Below are 20,289 nucleotides of genomic sequence, written 5' to 3'. Positions count from 1 at the left end.
TGGTGCTTGAACTCCGTCACCTCAAGACCCTGCACGCCCTGCGCGAAGCCGATAGCCTGGTCGAAGCCGCCGAACGCCTGCACTTGACCCAGTCCGCCCTCTCCCACCAGTTCAAAGAACTGGAAGAGCGCCTGGGCATGCAGTTGTTCGTACGCAAGACCAAGCCCGTACGTTTCACTAGCGCCGGCCTGCGCCTGTTGCAACTGGCCGATGCCGCCCTGCCGTTACTGCGCAGTGCTGAACGGGACATCGCCCGCTTGGCGGGCGGCACCGCCGGACGCCTGCACATGGCCATCGAGTGCCACAGCTGCTTCCAATGGTTGATGCCAACCATCGACCAGTTCCGCGATGCCTGGCCGGAAGTCGAGCTGGACCTGGCCTCGGGTTTCGCCTTCGCCCCCTTGCCGGCCCTGGCCCGGGGCGATCTCGATTTGGTGGTGACCTCCGACCCGCTGGAATTGGCCGGCATCACGTACGTGCCGCTGTTCACCTACGAAGCGATGCTCGCCGTCGCCAACCAACATCGGTTGGCGGGTAAACCCTACATCGTGCCCGAGGACCTGATCAGCGAAACCCTGATCACCTACCCGGTGGAGCGAGACCGGCTAGACATCTTCACTCGTTTCCTGGAACCGGCCGACATCGAACCGGCCCAGGTGCGCACGTCCGAGCTGACGGTGATGATGATGCAACTGGTGGCCAGCGGTCGTGGCGTCTGCGGCATGCCGCACTGGGCGCTGCATGAATACAGCTCGCGGGGCTACGTGAAGGCCAAGCGGCTGGGGGAGAAAGGTTTGTTCGCCACGTTGTACGCGGCGGTGCGCACCGACATGCTCGACGCGCCGTACATGCGCGATTTTTTGCTGACGGCCAAGGACACTTCGTTTTCCACATTGGATGGGGTTAGTGCCGTGCGCTGAAGCGCAGCGTGTTTTTCACTCGGCCTGCAAGATGACCAGTCATCTTAATGTCACACTCACCTGTCAGGTCTGACAGGTGACACTCCTCTTCTTTCGCGCTCTGATGGTGTCTGTCCCGAGTCAGTTCAGGCACCGTAGCCGAGGAGAAAAATGGACAGCGTCCACAACTCATCCCAGGCCGACGCAGCTCTTGCGCTGTGGCCCATGTATATTCCAGGGTGGAAGACCCCCGTGCTGCCGACAGGGGCCTACCACGGCGGCATTCCCCTGAGCATTCACTCGCCGTCCATCCGCCTGTACATGGTGATTGATCCGTTCAAGACGCTCTCTAAACCACTGGCCGTCAACGATTCCGTACAGCTATGGGTCAATGACCAACCGACATCCGTGATCAAGATCATCAAGGCGGGCGAGGATAACGACCGCATAGACATGGAATTGCCATGGGGATGGCTGGTGAACGGAGACAATACAATGTTTTACCGAGTGACCCGGCCCAGCGGGAATTTCGATGACTCGACCCCGGTCCTGGACCTGTTGTTCCATTACCCGCCATCCGGGATCACTGTCAGCCATCCGGCCAACGTCAACCCGGCACAGCCAGGCACGTTTACGTTAAACCGCAGCTACCCGCGCGAATATGATGTGGTGACACTGACCGTAGGGACCTGGAGTAAAAACATTCCCTATGTCCATCCTGCTAATCCGATCACCTACACCTTGACTGCGGCCGAACTTCAGCAAATCGGCGACGGCACCCATACGGTGAGTGCCCGGATAGTCGATCAGTTGGACAACAGCGATGTATCCCCTACGAGTTCGATCGTCATCAACACGGCACCGGTGGAATGGGAGGATCACTACACTTCACTGGCGGACTCCTATAACGGCTGGATTCCCTATCTGGCGGCCCGTTCCGGATCTATCCGCCCGCACGTCATGAACCATCAATTAGTCAACGCGTTTTTCAACTTCACCGACCAAGGCGCCCCATACGGCTTCGCCGGGGTCATCCTCTATCAAGACTTCCTTTTCATTCCCGGGCAGTACCAGTTCACGTTCGAAGCAACCCATGTTGCCGACGGCAGCCACATTCCAGGGCTGGTCAACCCGATCCTTTACCCCGATACCGGCATGCCGCAATGGCGTGGCGTTCCCCGTCATGTCCCCAAGGACGGAGTTTGGTACGTGTTTTCAATCGTATTCACCATCATCGAACGAGGGATGGTACGGATGTATATAAACAACGACCAGGATGGCAGTAACGGCAACGATTTCGGCATACGGGACATAAGAATCGTGCGATTGAACAGTGGAGCAGGAAGTATGAGCACGCCTGCGGAGGAATCCGATCTGCCCGTTTATACCGGGCCACGGCCAGAGATCAAATACCCTTGACGACTATCGGGACAGGGGCGAATCGACCTCTTCGCCCTTGATCCCAAGCATCGATATCTGGCGCCACATGTGGATTTTGTCGAAGTAATCCTCGCCCACCCGCACCGCCAAAGGTTCAAGCCCGAACTGGATGAAGCCGCAGCGCTGGTACAACTTGAAGGCAGCCTCATTGCCAGCGGTAACGGTGAGCTGGATGAGTTGTACCGCAGGGTGGTTTTGCGCTTCGGCCAGTGCCGCTTGCACCAGTTCATGAGCTAAACCGCGCTGACGAAATTCGGCCGACACATACATGCCAAACAGTGTTGCCTTGTGGCGGACCTTTTCCCGCGGCTCGAACGCAAGACCAACGATGCCGGCCAACGTTCCTGCTTCGAACGCACCCAGCACCACATCGAGCTTGCTGCTCAACCGCCCTTCCCACCAATTCAACGGCATCAGCGCCCGCTCCCGCACACTGGAAGTGAACGCCTGCGGATGGCGATCGTAGGCTTCAAGCATCAGCTCGCGGTAGGCCAGGGCGTGATTGGCATCCAATCGTTCGATCCACACGCTCACGCCGCCCTGCGTTGCTCAAGCACCAGACGCAGCGCCAATGCACCCAGCACAAACCCCATGAAATAGCGCTGGGCCGCCAGCCAGGTGGGGTTGTGGACAAACCACGAGGCAATGCCGGCCGCGAACAGGGCAATCAGCAGGTTGACGCTGAAGCTGACGCTGATCTGGGTCAGCCCGAGGATGATGCTCTGGGTGAACAGCGAACCGTGTTCCGGGCTGATGAACTGCGGGAACACCGACAGATAGAACACCGCGATCTTGGGGTTCAGCGCACTGGTGAGAAAACCCATGGTGATCAACTTGCGTGCCGGGTCCGCCGGCAACCGCTGGGCCTCGAAGGGCGAACGCGCGCCCGGCCTCACCGCCTGCCAGGCCAGCCACAACAGGTACAGCGCGCCGGCCCATTTCAATACTTCATAGGCCATGGGCACCGCCAGGAATACCGCCGTCAGCCCCGCGGCGGCGGCGAACATGTGCACGAAGAACCCCGCCACCACGCCCAACAGCGACGTGACGCCGGCCTTGCGGCCCTGGCAGATCGAACGGGAAATCAGGTAGATCATGTTCGGGCCGGGCGTCAGCACCATCAGTAACGCGGCGGCGGCGAAAATCAACAGGTCCGGCAATGGAATCATGGGCGTCAGTCCTTGAGGCATGAATCAGCAAGTGGCGAGGTGTGTCGCTCGATAAAACGGCAGGATCACCTCGCCTGTCAACGGTGCGAGTACAAGATCGCCGTCGCCGGCCGGGTCGATCCAGCACACCTCTTCGATCTCGGCCGCCGGCGAAACCGGGGCGTCGATGTTCAGCAAAAACACCTCGGCCTGTACGATAAACCCCGGTTCGTTGGCCGCCGGCGCGCTGAATACGCCCAAATGGCGGGCCTGGGCCGGATCGATCCGCAACCCAAGCTCTTCCTCCAGCTCCCGAGCCAGCGCCTGCACCGGTTGTTCATGGGCCTCGATCTTGCCCCCCGGCTGCATGAAGGCCCGGGTGCCGCGCTTGCGCACCAGCAGGGTTCGCCCGTCCGGCCCGAGCAACAGGGCGGCGGCGATGCGGATGAGGGAAGTGGTCATGATGAGTCAAAGCCTTGGGCAGAAAAATGCCAGGGAGATTACAGACCAAAGCCCCAGGGAGCAAAGCCTGGCGCTGGTTTCAGAATCCAGACATACCCATGTGGGAGCGGGCTTGCTCGCGAAGGCGATGTATCAGGCGACATTGGCTGCGATTGATACGCCGCCTTCGCGAGCAAGCCCGCTCCCACAGGTTGAACTGCGTCGTCTGTCCGATGCGTATCACCCCAAAATCGGCTTCGGCGCCGAAGGGTCGGCCTGTTCTTCGGGGATCTTCACGAACACGCTGTACCGGGCCCCTTCCATCGACTCGAAGGCGATGAGCTTTTCCACCAGCGGACCGCTCAGGACCTTGCCGGCGTTGAGCAGCAGCATGCCGTTGTCGGCGTTGAGGTTGCGCGCCAGGATCATGCCAGCCGCCAGCTCCCGGGTGGACATGACCTTCACCGTAGGGTCCGACAAGGTCACGTCTTCCAGGTACTCGCCGCAGGCCTTGATGAAGTCCTCGACCATGTCCGGGTCGTACAGCTTGCCGGCGTATTTGCGGATGTAGACCAGCGCTTCATCGCTGTTCATCTGTCGTTCGAGGATCAACCCGCGCTGCAGCTCGATGAAATCCACCGCCAGTTTCAAGAGTCGCGAGCCGAAAGGAATGGCCTCGCCCTTGAGGTGCTCGGGGAAACCGCTGCCGTCCCAGCGCTCCTGGTGATGGCGGATGATCCGGGCCGCGTCCTTCATCGGGTCCAGGGTCATCAGCAGCGATTCGCTCTGCTTCGGATAGGCCCGATAGAGATCGAGTTCATTGTGGTGCAGCAAGTCGGCGGGCGTGACCATCATATTGTCGGTCCAGCTCAGCTTGCCGATGTTGTAGAGCGCCGCGGCCATGGTCAGGTCGCGGTCGGTGGACTCATCGAGAAAATGCAGTCGGCTGTAGACCCTGATCAACTCGATGATCTGCCGGTTGGTCTGCTTGGCCTTGGGCAGGCGCAGGTTGGCGATCAGCGAAAACACCTCGGTGCTGGTCACATAACTGCGCTTGAGCTCGTCGTAGGCCAAGTCGAGCATGTCGGCGGTCTGCTGCAGCTCGGAGGTGCGCGACGCCACGCGTTTTTCCAGGGTGGCGTTCAGGGTCTTGAGTTGCTGGTTCTGCTCGCGGTTGAGCGCTTCGAGGCGCTGGCGCTCGCTTTCGGAATGCTGGTGGGCCAGGGCCTGGCGCAAGGCCTGCACCAGCTCCTCATCGTTCCAGGGCTTGCTGAGGTAGCGATAGAGCTGCCCCTCGTTGATGGCCTTGGTCATCATGTCCACATCGGCATAACCGGTGAGCAGGATACGCAACGTCGATGGATACAACTTGCGGATCTCGGCCAGCAACGTAGCACCGTCCATGTTCGGCATGCGCGCGTCGGTCATCACCAGGTCGACCGGCCGTTCCTTGAGAATCTCCAGGGCCTTGGCGCCACTGTCGGCCAGCAGGATCTCGTACGGCTGGCTGCGCAATAGCCGACGCAGGCTATTGAGAATCGACTCTTCGTCATCGACCAGCAGCACCGTCGGCTTCTTTACCGGAACGTCCGGTGATTGATCTTCCATTTGAAACCCCCTCCTGTTCACAGCAACCGTTCTACCTTAGCCCCAAAATACAGGCTAGTAGATTGCGAAAATTTCGACACATTTGCCATCAGTGGCCGAGCGCATCGCGATGAGGCGACTATGCTCTACCCCATGAAGGGCCATGTACAGGCCGAATACTCATGCCAGCGAAAGGGATATCAGATGTTCCCAGGGTTCTATAGTCAGCATCAAAGTGGTGCACGGACATGAGCCTGCCTTTGGATAAAACCAATCGGCGGATCCTCATCGTCGACGACACCCCGACCATCCATGAGGATTTTCGCAAGATCCTCAGCCCCCAGATGAACGCCGAAGACAACCTGAGCAGCGCCGAAGAGGCTTTGTTCGGCGCGCCGGTGGCCGTTGCCGCCATGAGTTTCGTCCTCGATTCGGCGTTCCAGGGCATGGAAGCGTTGAACAAGGTCGAGACGGCGCTGGCCCAAGGGCAGCCCTTCGCCATGGCGTTCATCGACATGCGCATGCCGCCGGGCTGGGACGGCCTGGAAACCATCGAACGGCTGTGGCGCGCCGATCCCAAGCTGCAAGTGGCCCTGTGCACCGCCTACTCGGATTATTCCTGGGAAGACATTTCCGAGCGCCTCGAACTGGGCGACCGTCTGCTCATCCTGAAAAAACCCTTCGACGCCATCGAGATCCGCCAGATGGCCAGCGCCTTGACCGTCAAATGGCAGATGACCGAGGACGCGGCGCTGAAAATGGACATGCTCGAACGGGCGGTCGAGGAACGCACCCGCGAGTTGGCCGACGCCAACATCATCGTGCAGAACAGCCCGACCATTCTCTATCGCCTGCGGGGCGAGCCGCCGTTCGCGTTGATGTACATCTCCCATAACATCACCAAGTTCGGTCATTCCGCGGCGCAACTGATCAACGCGCCGGATTGGGCGCAAACCCTGATCCACCCCGACGACCAGGACAAAGTCCAGGAGGCCATGGTCCGCGTCCTCGACCGTGATACTGTCGGGGCTTCCATCGAGTTTCGCATGCGCACGGGCGACGACACGTTCCGCTGGGTGGAGAACCGCTACATTCCGGTGCGCAACGACCAGGGCCTGTTGCTGGAAGTGGAAGGCATCATCCTCGACATCACCGAGCGCAAGCTGGCCGAAGAGAAGATCGCCCTGCTCGCCCGCACCGACGGCCTGACCGGGCTGGCCAACCGCGCCACCATGATCGAGCGCCTGCACCAGGCCTTCGCCGCCGCTCGTCGGGGCGCGGCGCCGTTTGCCATGTTCTATCTGGACCTGGACCACTTCAAACGCATCAACGACACCTTGGGCCACCCCATCGGCGACCTGCTGCTGCAGGAAGTCGCCACTCGCATCAAGTCCTGTACCCGGGAAAACGATGTGGTGGCGCGCCTGGGCGGCGACGAATTCGCTCTGCTGCAACTGGACGTCCATGAAGCGACCCACTGCGCCGCGCTGGCGGGCAAGATCCGCGATGCCCTCGTGGCGCCGTACTCCCTGGACGGCAACGACGTGCGAATCTCGGTGAGCATCGGCATCGCCCTGTACACCCCGCAGAGCCTGAGCGCCGACAGCCTGATGGCACAATCCGACATGGCCCTGTACCGCTCCAAGGAAAAGGGTCGCAACCAGTATCACTTTCACAATGAGGAAATTAACCAGGAAGTCACCGACCGGGTCGCCCTGGCCAACGATCTGCGCCAAGCCATCGAAAACCAGGAACTGCACCTGCACTACCTGCCCGAAGTCGACCTCGGCTCCGGCAAGATCCTCGGCATGGGCGTGCAGGTGCGCTGGAACCACCCCCAACGGGGCTGGCTGGAACCGGAGGCCTTCATGCCAGCAGCCGAGAAGACCGGGATCATCATTGGCCTGGGGCATTGGGTGCTGGACCAGGCCTGCCAACAGATGCGCCAATGGCGCGACCAGGGCATGGCGCCGCCGGTGATCGCCATCGACCTGTCCCTGACCCAGCTCAAGACCGGCCCGGAACTGATCTACGACGTGCTGCGCACCACCGCCCGCTGGGAGCTGGCACCCTGGGACCTGCGTTTCGACGTCACCGAAGCCACCCTGGCCCAGACCAAGTGGACCCACAACGACGTGCTGCCGCGCCTCTGCGAATTGGGTGTGCAGATCGCCATCGATGACTTCGGCACCGAATATTCCTCGTTCGATTACCTCAAGACCTACCGGGTCAATCACCTCAAGCTCGCCCAGCGCTTTCTTGACAGCGCCAACGCCGACCCCGAGAACGCCACGACGTTGCGGGCGATTATCAACTTCGCCCGGGACGTGGGCATCGGGATCATTGCCGAGGGCGTCGAGACCCAGGAGCAACGTACCACGCTGATGTCCAGCGGCGGCGCGATGCAGGCCCAGGGGCATTACTTCAGCACCGTGGTCGACAGCGGCCAGGCCGCCGAACTGCTCAAGGCCGGCACGATCATTCCCGCGACAGACCACTGGACCCGACCAGCGAGCCAGCTATCGGAGAGCAATCCATGAACCCCATGTCGGTGCCTGCCAACCGGCGGATCCTGGTGGTGGACGACACGCCGGCGATCCACCAGGACTTTCGCAAGATCCTCAGCCCCAGCGCCGGCAGCGATGACTCGCTGGACGACACCGAAAGCCTGCTGTTCGGCACCCCACAGGTCAGCCGGCTGCAATTTCAGATCGACTCGGCCTACCAGGGCGAGGAGGCACTGGAACTGGTCAAGCGCGCCCAGGCCGAAGGCCAGCCCTATGCGCTGGTGTTCGCCGACATGCGCATGCCACCGGGCTGGGATGGCCTGCAAACCATCGAAGAATTGTGGAAAGCCGACCCGCGCCTGCAAATCGCCCTGTGCACGGCCTTCTCGGATTACTCCTGGGAAACCATGTCCGAACGGATCGAGTTCGATGATCAATTGCTGATTCTCAAGAAACCGTTCGACACCTTGGAAATCCGCCAGATGGCCAGCGCCATGACCTGGAAATGGCAACTGGCCCAGGACGCGGCGCGGAAAATGCGTAGCCTGGAACGCACGATCGAAGAGCGCGTCCAGGAATTGCTCAAGGTGTCCCACCTGCTGCAATACGACGTGCTCACCGAGTTGCCCAACAGCATGTTGCTCGGCGATCGCCTGACCCAGGCCATGGCCCAGTGCCGTCGGCACGACCGTCAACTGGCGGTGATGTTCATCGGCCTGGACCGTTTCAAGCGCATCAACAACGCGCTGGGCCATCCGGTGGGCGACGAAATGCTCAAGCGCGTGGCCCGGGCGCTGGCGAGCGTGGTGCGTGAATCCGATTCGGTGTTCCGCTACGGTTCCGATGAATTCGTGGTGATCGTGGGGGACATCGCCGAGGCGCAGCAAACCAAAGGCGTGGCCGAAAAACTGCTGGCGGCCATCAGCACCCCCCAGCCTATCGACGGCCATGACCTGAGCGTCACCGCGAGCCTGGGCATCAGCGTGTACCCGAGCGACGGTTTCGACGCCGTGGCGCTGATCAAGAAAGCCGAGACAGCGATGCGCAACGTCAAGGAAACCGGCCCCAACGACTACCGTTTCTTCACCGAGGACATGAACCGCCGGGCACGGCAGCAACAGACCATCGAATCGGGCCTGCGCCTGGCCCTGCAGCGCAAGGAATTCGTACTGCATTACCAACCCAAGCTCGATCTCAAGAGCGGCAAGGTGGTCGGGGTCGAGGCGTTGGTGCGCTGGAACAGGCCAGAACATGGCCTGGTCTACCCGGCGGATTTCATTCCGGTGGCCGAGGACAGCGGCTTGATCGTGCCGCTGAGCCAATGGGTACTCCAGGAAGCCTGCCAGCAGGCCTGCCGTTGGCAAGCCCAGGGCATGCGGCCGCTGTGCCTGTCGGTGAACATCTCGGCCATCGATTTTCGCCAGCGCGGCTTCGTCGAAGGCATCGCCCGCACCCTCAAGGAAACCGGCCTGGATCCGACACAGTTAGAACTGGAGATCACCGAAAGCGTACTGATGCAGAACATCGATACCACGGTCGCCATCCTCAAGGCCATCAAGCAACAGGGGATACGCCTGGCCATCGACGATTTCGGCACCGGCTATTCGAGCCTGAGCTACTTGCAGAAATTTCCGGTGGATGTGCTGAAGATCGACCAGTCGTTCGTCGGTGACCTGAGCATCGATAGCAATGACGCCAAGCTGGTGAGCACCATCATCAGCCTGGGCAAGAGCCTGAACCTGCACATCATCGCCGAAGGGGTGGAAACCCTTGAGCAGCTTGAATTTCTCAAGAAGCACCAATGCGAGGAAGCCCAGGGTTACTACTTCAGCAAAGCCGTCGAACCGCAGGCCTTTGCCGATTGGATGACCGAGTGGGAAAAACGCCAGAACCCGTTTTCGTGAACAACTGAGTCCTCAACCAAAGTTTCAAGGAAAACATCCCATGGCGTTACATGGACTGATTCTGGCGCTCGGCCTGCTCGTGGGAGCAAGCGTAACCGCTCACGCCGCCCCCCTGGATGAACCTCTCAAGCCTCTGCCCCCGGTGCCGGCCCTGGACCCCAAGCGCGTCCAGTTGGGGCTGCGGCTGTTCAATGACCCACGGCTGTCCGTCAACAACACCCTGTCCTGTGCCAGTTGCCATCGCCTGGACAAGGGCGGCGCCGACGACAAGCCGCTTTCCCTGGGCTTCGACGGCAAGCCGGTGGAGGTCAATACACCTACCGTGTTCAACGCCGGCCTGAACTTCCATCAGTTCTGGGATGGCCGCGTCGATACCTTGGAAGAACAGGTCCACGAGGTCGTGACCAGTCCGGTGGAAATGGGCAGCACCTGGGAGTCGGTGCTCAAGCGTATCGCCGATGACCCCGGCTACGCCAAGGACTTCAAGGACGCCTATCCCGATGGCGTGACCAAGCCTAATATCCAGGGCGCCCTGGCCGACTACGAACGCACCTTGCAAACACCCAATTCGCGTTTTGACCAGTACCTGCTGGGCAATACCGACGCCCTCACGCCCCGGGAAAAATTCGGTTATCAGCGTTTCAAGGAGTACGGCTGCATCGCTTGCCACCAGGGCGTGAACATCGGCGGCAACATGTTCCAGAAATTCGGCGTCATGGGTGACTACATCGGCGACCGGGGCACCCCCACCCGGGCCGACGAAGGACGCTTCAACATCACCGGTGATGAAGCGGACCGCCAGGTCTTCAAGGTGCCCAGCCTGCGCAACGTGGCCGTCACTGCGCCGTATTTCCATGACGGGTCGGCGACGACTCTGGAACACGCGGTGGAGGTGATGTTCAAGTACCAACTGGGTCGTGAGCCTCTCAAGAACGATACGACACTGATCGTCGAGTTCCTCAAGACCCTGACGGGTGAATCGGAGGGCAAGCCCCTATGACCACTCTGCGCCGCCTCGGTCTTGCCTTCATCGGCCTGTTACTGGCTTCGGTCCTGCTGTTCATGTACATCAATTCGGGGGCCCAGCAGGCCGCCTCGTACATTGAATCCCGTGACCTGATCCGCCTGCTCAAGCAACAGGACGCCATCTGGGACAACGAAGTCCTCAAGTCGCGAATCGCCCTGACCCACAACTACGACCCGTTGGTCTCCCCCCTGCACGAAATGGCACGCCTGTGGCAGCGTCTGGACGCCATCGAATCGGAACCGGGACGCCACGGACCGTCACTCTGGGAGGCCCAGCGCGACGAATACCTCAAGCTGGTCAAGGAAAAAACCCGCTTGATAGAACAGTTCAAATCCCATAACGCGGTGTTGCGTAACTCCCTGGCCTTTCTGCCCACCGGTGAGGACGACATCCAGGGCCAGTTCGCCCGGCTGCCCGACACGTACAAACTGGAGTTGCAGAACGTTGCCATCGACACTTACGACTTGTTGCTCAGCAGTATGGAGTTCGCCCAGGTCAGCTCCCCGGAGATCGCAGCCGAGGTGCTGTTGGGCTTGAACCAGTTGGATGTCAACAAGGAGCGCCTGCCTGAGGGGTTGCTCAACTCCATCGAAGTCCTGCGCAGGCACATCGGGGTGATCCTGCGCGAACAGCCAAAGGTCAACGAATTATTGTTGGGCATCGAAGCGATCCCCTTGGCCGATCGCCTGGACACCATCACCAACCTGCTCGAGAAAGACCAGGAAAAAGCCGCAGCCAAGTACGAGCGCAACCACATTTACTTGCTGGTGTTCGCCACGTTCCTGGTGCTGATTCTGATCTGGCTGGCGATTCGCCTGATACGCAGCTTCGCCGAAATCAATCGGGTCAACAGCGCCCTGCAGAGCGCCAACGATGAACTGGAACAACGGGTCGAGGAGCGTACCCGCCAGCTCAAGGACACCCAGAGCGAATTGATGGACACCGCCCGCCAGGCCGGCATGGCGGAAATCGCCACCAACGTGTTGCACAACGTCGGCAACGTCCTCAACAGCGTGAACATCTCCGCCGACCTGGTCAGCCGCAAACTGCGCAGCAGCAAGGCCCTGGGGCTGGGCAAGGCGATGCAACTGATCAACGAGCACGCCGATGACCTCGGGCACTTCCTCACCGAGGACGCCAAGGGCAAGCTGCTGCCCGGCTACCTCAACCAACTGGTCGAGGCCATCGCATCGGAGCAGCAGAGCCTGACCGAAGAACTGGCCCAGTTGAGCAAGAGCGTGGACCACATCAAGGACATCGTCTCCACCCAGCAATCCTATGCTGGCGCCAGCAGCCTGCTCGAGCCCCTGGTGGTCAGCGAACTGCTCGAAGACGCTTTGCGCATGAACTCCGGCGCCCTGACCCGCCATCATGTTACGGTGATCAAGGAATACGGCGACGTGCCGCGGATCATGGGCGACAAGCACCGCTTGCTGCTGATCCTGATCAACCTGATCAGCAATGCCAAGTACGCCATGGCCGGGGTGTCCAACGATGCGCGGAACATGACCCTCAAGGCCGCTGTCGTCGATGGCGAGACTCTGCAAATCAGCGTAAAGGACGAAGGCGAAGGCATCCCGGAGGAAAACATGACGCGCATCTTCGCCCATGGTTTTACCACGCGTAAGGAAGGCCACGGCTTTGGCCTGCACAGCTGCGCATTGGCGGCCATCGAAATGAACGGCCACCTCACCGCCCACAGTGAGGGGCCAGGCAAAGGGGCGACATTCCAATTGCAAGTGCCCCTGAAACTTGCAGAAGGTGAACCATGAACAGCATGAGTAACCGCCGCATCCTGTTGATCGACGATACACCCGCCATTCATGAAGATTTCCGCAAGATCCTCACCCCGGAAGATGAAAGCAACACGGATTTGCAGGACATGGAAAGCGCGCTGTTTGGCGAAGCGCCGAAACCTGCCGCCACCGTGTTCGAACTCGACTCGGCCTACGGTGGGCAGGAAGGCCTGAACAAATTGCTGGAAGCCATGGCCAAGGAGCGCCCCTATGCCCTGGCCTTCGTCGACATGCGCATGCCCGAAGGCTGGGATGGCGCCAAGACCATCGAAGAACTCTGGAAGCGCGACCCGCAGTTGCAAGTGGTGGTTTGCACCGCCTATTCGGATTATTCCTGGGATGAATTGCTCGACCGCCTGAACGGCCACGACCGCTTGCTGATCCTGAAGAAGCCATTCGACAACATCGAAGTCCAGCAGATGGCCAACACCCTGACCACCAAATGGGAAATGACCTCTCGGGCGCAATTGAAGATGAACAAGCTCGAAGACCTGGTAGAACAACGCACCCAGGCCTTCCGACAGGCCAGCGAACTGCTGCAGATGGAGATCGACGAACGCAAGATGCTGGAAACCCAGTTGGTGCAATCGGAAAAGCTCGCCTCGCTGGGCCAGTTGGCGGCCGGGGTGGCCCACGAGATCAACAACCCGATCGGCTTCATTTCTTCCAACCTGGGGGCGCTGGACGGCTACTTCGGCAAACTCCAGGAAATGCTCACCGCCTACGGCAGCGCCGAGGAGGCCATCGCCTCGCCGGAGCTGGTGGTGAACTTGAGAAAGCTGCGCGAACAGGTGGAATTGGACTTCCTGGTCGAAGACATCCCCCTGCTGATCAAGGAATCCAAGGATGGCATTGGCCGGGTCGGGCAGATCGTCAAGGACCTGAAGGACTTCTCCCGCGTTGATTCCAGCCAGGAATGGCAGATGGCCAATTTGCAGCAGGGCATGGATTCAACGTTGAACATCGTCGCCAATGAAATCAAGTACAAGGCCGACGTGGTCAAGGAATACACACCCTTGCCGGAGGTGGAATGCCTGCCGTCGCAGATCAACCAGGTGATCATGAACCTGATCGTCAACGCCGCCCAGGCCATCGGTCCCGAACGCGGCACCATCACCCTGCGCAACGGGGTCGGTGAAGAAACCGTCTGGATCGAAGTGGCGGACAACGGCTCGGGCATTCCCCCCGAGACCCTGCAGAAAATCTTCGACCCATTCTTCACCACCAAGCCCATCGGCCAAGGCACGGGGCTCGGGCTGTCGTTGTCCTACGGTATCGTGAAAAAACACAACGGCGAGATCACCGTACGCAGCGAAGTCGGCGTCGGCACCACCTTCCGCGTGGAGTTACCGTTGCGGCAGATGAAGCAGGCGAGCTGAGCCACCCCGGCGGTTCAAACGGTGGGAGCGAGCTCCCTCACCACAACTGCCGAGCATCGCCGCCAATCCAATTGTGGGAGCGAGCTTGCTCGCGATAGCGGTGGGTCAGTCAATGTGGGGGGCGAGTGGGGACCGCCATCGCGAGCAAGCTCGCTCCCACAGGTTTTTCCGGCGCTCGTTTTTCCAGCCAACATACAGCCCCTGTGGCAAGGGAGCTGCATTCCAAGCTAATGTCTCGCCAATCGCTCCCCCCCAAGGAAACCGTATGAGCCTGTCTCTGCTGAGTCGTTACGCCTTCTTTGCTGGCTGTGTCATCTTCACCCTCGCCAGCCTGCCATTCCTGCAACACGATTGGCTCTGGCCCATTGCGCTGGTGACCGGGCTGTTGAGCCTGTTGGGGGTGTTCGACCTGCTGCAAAGCCGCCATGCCGTAAGGCGCAACTACCCGATCCTGGGCAATATCCGCTACCTGGTCGAAGGCATCCGCCCGGAGATCCGCCAGTACCTGCTCGAATCCGACAGCGATGCCCTGCCCTTCTCCCGGGCCCAACGCTCGCTGGTGTACTCCCGGGCCAAGAACGAAAGCGCCGACAAACCGTTCGGCACCTTGATCGACGTGTACCAGACCGGCTTCGAATTCATCGGCCACTCCATGCGCCCGGCCCCGCTGAGCGACCCCAGCGGTTTTCGCGTGACCGTCGGTGGCCCGCAGTGTACGCAGCCGTACTCGGCATCGGTGTTCAACATCTCGGCCATGAGCTTCGGCTCCCTGAGCGCCAATGCCATCCGGGCATTGAACCAGGGCGCGAAGCTGGGCAACTTCGCCCACGACACCGGTGAAGGCAGCATCAGCCCTTACCACCGTGAACACGGTGGCGACCTGACCTGGGAACTGGGCAGCGGCTATTTTGGCTGTCGCACCAGCGACGGGCGCTTCGACCCCGAGCGTTTCGCCGTCCAGGCACAGAACCCGCAGGTGCGGATGCTCGAAATCAAGATGAGCCAGGGCGCCAAGCCCGGCCACGGCGGGATCCTGCCCAAGCACAAGGTCACCCGGGAAATCGCCGAGACCCGTGGCATCCTCATGGGTGAGGACTGTATTTCGCCGTCATGCCACAGCACGTTTTCCACGCCGATCGAACTGATGCAGTTCGTTCAGCAACTGCGTGAGCTGTCCGGGGGCAAACCGGTGGGCTTCAAATTCTGCCTGGGCCATCCCTGGGAATTCATGGGCATCGCCAAGGCGATGCTGGAAACCGGGATCTTGCCCGACTTCATCGTGGTGGACGGCAAGGAAGGCGGCACGGGCGCGGCGCCAGTGGAGTTCACCGATCACATCGGCGTGCCGCTGCGCGAGGGCCTGTTGTTCGTGCACAACACCCTGGTGGGCCTGAACCTGCGGGACAAGATCAAGCTCGGCGCCAGTGGCAAGATCGTCAGTGCCTTCGACATCGCCAGCGTCCTGGCCATCGGCGCCGACTGGGCCAACGCTGCGCGCGGCTTCATGTTCGCCATCGGTTGCATCCAGTCCCAGAGCTGCCACACCAACAAATGCCCCACCGGCGTCGCCACCCAGGACACCCTGCGCCAGCGCGCCCTGGTCGTCCCGGACAAGGCCCAGCGGGTCTACAACTTCCACCGCAACACCCTCAAGGCCCTGGCCGAAATGCTCGCCGCCGCCGGCCTCGAGCACCCGTCGCAATTGCAGCCCAAGCATTTGGTGCGGCGGATGTCGGCTACCGAGGTCAAGTTGTTCTCTGAGTTGCACGTGTTTCTGAAACCGGGGGAATTGCTCACGGGTGAGGTCGATGGGGCGTTTTATTCGCGGATGTGGCAGATGGCGCGGGCGGATAGTTTTGAGCCGGAGAAAATAGTGGCGGCGTAACTATCGCCACCATCCCCTAATGTACCCTTCGGAACCTGTTAAATCTTTCATGACAATAAAATCACCTGACTCAGTGACATAAAATGAATAGAACTTCCTGTCTACCACCCGCCTATAAGTCTTGCCCTCAGCCGTCGCCGCATCAAAAGCGGCGCGCCCCTCTGAAACTACATTATTAATACCGTACTGAGGTAAAGTATTTGGGCGGAGCACCATACTGGAGCTGCTCAAAAGGTAGCGCAACGCCGGCATATAATTTATGGCACCCTGCGCTTTGGGCAACCACTTCCCATTAATAGGGGGCTCAATATAATAAAGCACAGGGGAATTGAGAAATTCTTTTGTTGCAATAATGTCATAAGCTATAAACATTGCCACGGCCGTCTCAAGCTCTTTTTTTGCGATAAGAACTTGCCCATAGCCGTAACTAAACGAATACATCGCCAAAACTGGTATCACCAAAAGCATTCGCAACCTATACCCAGCACGCCCCAAAACTTCACGACTCATCAGCAGCAAAAAAAACAATACTACAGAAAACCCCAGATAGTTCCGCGCTTCCAAATTAGGATCCAGCACGAATAACATCGGACCGGGGACACAAACTATCAGCACAGGCGGTACGCATAGACAGGCCCCTAAAACTAAAATTTTTTCGCCCCTACCACCGGCCAGTGCTAAAACATTCTTAATGACTAGGACATATCCCACGCCGGCTACGATCACCATTAAAATAGAAAAAAATCCATTTCCGGCGTTGATCAACTCGAACACTTTTTCCATAGAAAACTTAAACTTCCTAACGACCTCCCCAAGCCAGTGCGAATCGAACTCTGCCAGCGAACCGCGCCTATCGCTCGTCAGTTTGAAAGCGGTAAAATAATAAACCCCTCCCCCCAAAAAAAGCTGTAAACCACGCAACCCAATTTCTCTCAACACTTCCTGCGCCGGCTTTCCATTTCTAACATTCCACAAACACTCCATACAGCACAACCCAATAAAAACTGTAATCACCAATTGATAAATACTTAGCAGCACCGCTATTAAAATAGCCGACACGCACCCTCGCAGGTAACTATTGCGAACATGACAGATTATAGAAAAAACAGCAGCCACAACTGCTAACATCATACCCGGCCCATCATATTGAAAACTAATGTTACCTAAAAAAAAAGGATTACAGAGCAGTGGGAGCACCACGAGACACGCTGTCCACTCGGGGCGAGGAAAATACCATAACGTCAGCCTAGTCATCGCACATGCAAATGCAAAAGTAGCAATTAACAATGGAAGCGGGAAAATATTAATGGTTGCATTGTTAAACGCCATAAGCTTCGTAACCACTTCAGCCAGCACTCTGCCGTGAATTCTCCACCAGTCATCGATCGCCAATATTTCCCGCCAACTATCGTCTACATAGGCGTAATCGGCATGAACAATAGGGTATACGTACACAAAAGACGCTACCGTAAAAAACAATAGCACCTCTTTTTTGCTAAGTACCTTCGTTATTCGCATAGGTTACTCGTGCAATCGCCAACAGTGCAGATAGATCTTTCATCTTGGTGCCTTGCCATTCCCCTGTTGGCAAGCTTCCAAGCTAGACTGCGGTCCGATGCGGGTCTACTGTCAGAACTTACAGGTCAGCTACAGTCTCGACGGACGGTCAATCACAGCTCAATGAAAAAGCCCCAGTCACTGACCGGGGCTTTCTTTTATATCGCGGTTAATTTACGACACTGACCGCACCGAGCCGTGGATTTCGCCCGTCGGCTGCAACTTGAATACATAAAACAACACCGTCAACAACACCAGGAACGCCGGACCGACATACAACGCCACCCGTGTATCAGGGAAGTACGCCATCAGCCCCACCACCAGCACCAAAAATGCCAACGCCAGGTACGAGCTGACCGGGTACAGCCACATCCGGTACTTCAAGGCCGCACGCTCCGAAGCACTCAAGCTTTTGCGGAATTTGAGCTGGGCCAGCAGGATCATTGCCCAGGTCCAGATCGCGCCGAAGGTGGCGATGGAGGTCACCCAGACGAAGACCTTTTCCGGTACCAGGTAATTGAGCAGCACGCCCAGCAGCAGCGCGGCGATGGACAGCAGCAATGCGCGACGCGGCACGCCGTTGGTCGAGGTCTTGGCGAAACCAGCCGGGGCCTGGCCGTTCTGCGCCAGGCTGTAGAGCATCCGCCCGGTGCTGAAGATGCCGCCGTTGCAGGACGACAGTGCGGCGGTGATCACCACGAAGTTGATGATGCCAGCGGCGGTCTTGATGCCCAGGCGCTCGAAGGTCATCACGAACGGGCTGCCCTGGGTGCCGATCTCGTTCCACGGGTAGATCGACAGGATCACGAACAGCGCGCCGACGTAAAAAAGCAGGATCCGCCAGAACACCGAACCGATGGCGTTGGGGATGGTTTTCTGGGGGTTCTTCGCTTCACCGGCGGTCAGGCCGATCATCTCCACGCCCAGGTAGGCGAACATGACCATTTGCAGAGACATCAACACGCCGGACACGCCGTTGGGCATGAAGCCGCCGTGGGCCCAGAGGTTGGAAATGCCCAGGGCCACGCCGTCGTTGCCGAAGCCAAAGGCGATGATGCCGACGCCGCCGATGACCATGGCGATGATGGTGACGATCTTGATCAGGGCGAACCAGAATTCGAACTCACCGAACGCCTTGACCGCGATCAGGTTGATCGAGCCCATGCTGACCAGTGCCGCCAAGGCCCAGATCCAGCGGGGGACGTCGGGGAACCAGATGCCCATGTACACCGCCACAGCGGTGATCTCCGCCACACAGGTCACCAGCCACAGGAACCAGTAGTTCCAACCGGTCAGGAAACCTGCCAGTGGGCCGAGGTAATCCTGGGCATAGCGGCTGAACGAACCGGCCACCGGGTTGTGCACGGCCATTTCACCGAGGGCGCGCATGATCACCAGGATCGCCAGGCCGCCAATGATGTAGGACAGCATGATCGCCGGGCCGGCCATTTCGATGGCCTTGGCCGAACCAAGGAACAGCCCGACACCGATGCAGGCGCCAAGCGCCATCAGGCGGATATGCCGCTCGCCGAGCTCACGTTTGAGCGGACCGCCCTGGGCGGTCTCGCCATGGGGCAGATGATTGCCGACAGGCATAGGGATAACCTCGTCTTGTTATTGGATTAGCCACCGAGTGTCCAAAGCCACAGGCCGGTAAGCCTGCCGCCTTGCCGAAACCGGGTCTGTCTTGTGGGCAGACCGTCCTGTGGAACGACAACCTCAGGATCAGCGGGTCGTGCAGTATAAAAAGCCAGGGATAGAGAGATTCACTGTAAAACCAGGGAAATTCAGGGATAAGCCTCCGCCAGAATCGGCTTTTGGAGAGGTGTTGTCTTGGATTCGGGTCACTCGGAAACGCCGCCGAGTATTGCACAGAGATGGTGCAGCGTCATGTTTTGGTATGGGGCGATGGCTCTAGCGCAAGGCTTTCAGACATCACGTCCCTCGCCGAGCCACACTGTGTCCCACAGTGGATAATTGCCAATGCGATCCACCAAACCTGCACGAAGCGGATTGGCAATGATGTAGCGTGCACAAGGCTGTAGGTCCTCGTTGTCCCGGATCGCGCGATCAGGGAAGCCGCTTTGCCAGAACGCGCCCTTTCTGTTCATTGCTCGGTTGATTGTGAGCGTGCTGCGGGATTTGACCATCTGCATCACATGGGTGAGCTGAGCCTGCTCTAGCTGCACCAGCCAATGCAGGTGATCCGGCATCACAACCCAGGCCAGCGAATTGACCTGACCTCGCTCATGAGCCAGGCGCATTTCTGCCACCAATAAGCGGCCCAACTGCCAGTTCTTGAAGATAGGTATGCGTCGGTGAACGACCGTAGTGACGAGGTAACCTCGCCCCGGTTCCGAAGAGCGTCCGCGACGCAAGCGATGGGAGTTTGGGCGTGGAGGATGCATTCCTTGGCTTCCTGTGGTTGGGAGACCTACTTACGGTAGCTTCTCCCACGATGATCCGACGCGGTGATGGTTGAGCGACTTTTCCGAAAACGACGTAGTACCGTGGCGAGGGAGCTTGCTCCCGCTGGGGGGCGAAGCCGCCCTCGCTTTTCAACCGCTGAAAATTCTTCAGCCATGCCACCGTTGCGTCTGCTGCGCAGCCGAGCGGGAGCAAGCTCCCTCGCCACAAAAGCTCCTCAGCCATGATCTCTCACAAGTGCTCGTGTATGGGCTTGCCCACAATTTCCCCTCCCCCACGCCAACCACCGTCT

Annotated in this window: 15 protein-coding genes; 8 read left to right on the top strand and 7 right to left on the bottom strand. The window is 59.4% G+C overall.

Going from position 1 to position 20,289, the window contains the following annotated elements:
* Positions 1 to 2 precede the first annotated feature (2 nt).
* Together metR and BT125_RS18420 are read left to right on the top strand one after the other, a co-directional pair.
* Positions 3 to 920, top strand: a complete 918-nt coding sequence (metR, locus tag BT125_RS18425; RefSeq protein ID WP_060740854.1) for a transcriptional regulator MetR — start codon at positions 3 to 5, stop codon at positions 918 to 920.
* Between the two features lie 150 nt (positions 921 to 1,070).
* Positions 1,071 to 2,318: a hypothetical protein gene (locus BT125_RS18420; protein WP_072409058.1), complete on the top strand. Its 1,248-nt coding sequence runs from the start codon at positions 1,071 to 1,073 to the stop codon at positions 2,316 to 2,318.
* A gap of 3 nt (positions 2,319 to 2,321) precedes the next feature.
* Here the strand turns inward: BT125_RS18420 and BT125_RS18415 are convergent, their stop codons facing one another.
* The 4 genes from BT125_RS18415 to BT125_RS18400 all read right to left on the bottom strand — a co-directional run bounded on the left by BT125_RS18415 (position 2,322) and on the right by BT125_RS18400 (position 5,536).
* The gene (locus tag BT125_RS18415) at positions 2,322 to 2,867 is read right to left on the bottom strand and encodes a GNAT family N-acetyltransferase (RefSeq protein WP_072409078.1); all 546 of its coding nucleotides are present in this window, start codon (positions 2,865 to 2,867) and stop codon (positions 2,322 to 2,324) included.
* Positions 2,868 to 2,869: 2 nt separating this feature from the next.
* Positions 2,870 to 3,508, bottom strand: a complete 639-nt coding sequence (locus BT125_RS18410; RefSeq protein WP_072409056.1) for a LysE family translocator — start codon at positions 3,506 to 3,508, stop codon at positions 2,870 to 2,872.
* Positions 3,509 to 3,532: 24 nt separating this feature from the next.
* Positions 3,533 to 3,949: an NUDIX hydrolase gene (locus BT125_RS18405; protein WP_072409054.1), complete on the bottom strand. Its 417-nt coding sequence runs from the start codon at positions 3,947 to 3,949 to the stop codon at positions 3,533 to 3,535.
* Positions 3,950 to 4,168: 219 nt separating this feature from the next.
* Positions 4,169 to 5,536: a response regulator c-di-GMP phosphodiesterase, NosR family gene (locus tag BT125_RS18400; RefSeq protein WP_072409052.1), complete on the bottom strand. Its 1,368-nt coding sequence runs from the start codon at positions 5,534 to 5,536 to the stop codon at positions 4,169 to 4,171.
* Between the two features lie 227 nt (positions 5,537 to 5,763).
* Between BT125_RS18400 and BT125_RS18395 the strand changes: the two genes are divergently transcribed.
* The 6 genes from BT125_RS18395 (at position 5,764) to BT125_RS18370 (ending at position 16,013) form a co-directional block, all read left to right on the top strand.
* Complete coding sequence (locus BT125_RS18395) at positions 5,764 to 8,055, top strand: GGDEF/EAL domain-containing response regulator (RefSeq protein ID WP_072409050.1); 2,292 nt, start codon at positions 5,764 to 5,766, stop codon at positions 8,053 to 8,055.
* Positions 8,052 to 9,926, top strand: coding sequence for an EAL domain-containing protein (locus tag BT125_RS18390; protein WP_072409048.1), 1,875 nt, complete (start codon positions 8,052 to 8,054; stop codon positions 9,924 to 9,926). The genes BT125_RS18395 and BT125_RS18390 overlap by 4 nt, the downstream gene beginning before the upstream one ends.
* 40 nt (positions 9,927 to 9,966) lie before the next feature.
* A complete protein-coding gene (locus BT125_RS18385; RefSeq protein ID WP_072409046.1) occupies positions 9,967 to 10,926 on the top strand; it encodes a cytochrome-c peroxidase in 960 nt (319 codons plus the stop codon).
* Positions 10,923 to 12,725, top strand: coding sequence for a DAHL domain-containing protein (locus tag BT125_RS18380; protein ID WP_072409044.1), 1,803 nt, complete (start codon positions 10,923 to 10,925; stop codon positions 12,723 to 12,725). The genes BT125_RS18385 and BT125_RS18380 overlap by 4 nt, the downstream gene beginning before the upstream one ends.
* Positions 12,722 to 14,128 carry an ATP-binding protein gene (locus BT125_RS18375; protein ID WP_072409042.1) on the top strand — a complete coding sequence of 469 codons (1,407 nt, stop codon included), beginning with the start codon at positions 12,722 to 12,724 and terminating at the stop codon, positions 14,126 to 14,128. Before BT125_RS18380 ends, BT125_RS18375 begins: the two co-directional genes overlap by 4 nt.
* 265 nt (positions 14,129 to 14,393) lie before the next feature.
* The gene (locus BT125_RS18370; RefSeq protein WP_072409040.1) at positions 14,394 to 16,013 is read left to right on the top strand and encodes an FMN-binding glutamate synthase family protein; all 1,620 of its coding nucleotides are present in this window, start codon (positions 14,394 to 14,396) and stop codon (positions 16,011 to 16,013) included.
* On the opposite strand, the gene BT125_RS18365 is transcribed toward BT125_RS18370, so the two are convergent.
* From BT125_RS18365 to BT125_RS18355, 3 genes are all read right to left on the bottom strand, one after another.
* Positions 16,014 to 17,531 (bottom strand): glucosyltransferase domain-containing protein, encoded by a 1,518-nt coding sequence (locus tag BT125_RS18365; RefSeq protein ID WP_072409038.1) that lies wholly within the window; start codon positions 17,529 to 17,531, stop codon positions 16,014 to 16,016.
* Between the two features lie 213 nt (positions 17,532 to 17,744).
* Positions 17,745 to 19,166 (bottom strand): amino acid permease, encoded by a 1,422-nt coding sequence (locus BT125_RS18360; protein WP_072409036.1) that lies wholly within the window; start codon positions 19,164 to 19,166, stop codon positions 17,745 to 17,747.
* Positions 19,167 to 19,498: 332 nt separating this feature from the next.
* Positions 19,499 to 19,978 (bottom strand): REP-associated tyrosine transposase, encoded by a 480-nt coding sequence (locus tag BT125_RS18355; RefSeq protein ID WP_072409034.1) that lies wholly within the window; start codon positions 19,976 to 19,978, stop codon positions 19,499 to 19,501.
* Between the last annotated feature and the right edge of the window lie 311 nt (positions 19,979 to 20,289).

Source organism: Pseudomonas sp. NFACC04-2 (genome assembly GCF_900119265.1).
Taxonomy (GTDB): Bacteria; Pseudomonadota; Gammaproteobacteria; order Pseudomonadales; family Pseudomonadaceae; genus Aquipseudomonas; species Aquipseudomonas fluorescens_AA.
The sequence above is the reverse complement of the archived record's forward strand: the minus strand, read 5'-3'. Positions and strand labels throughout refer to the sequence as shown.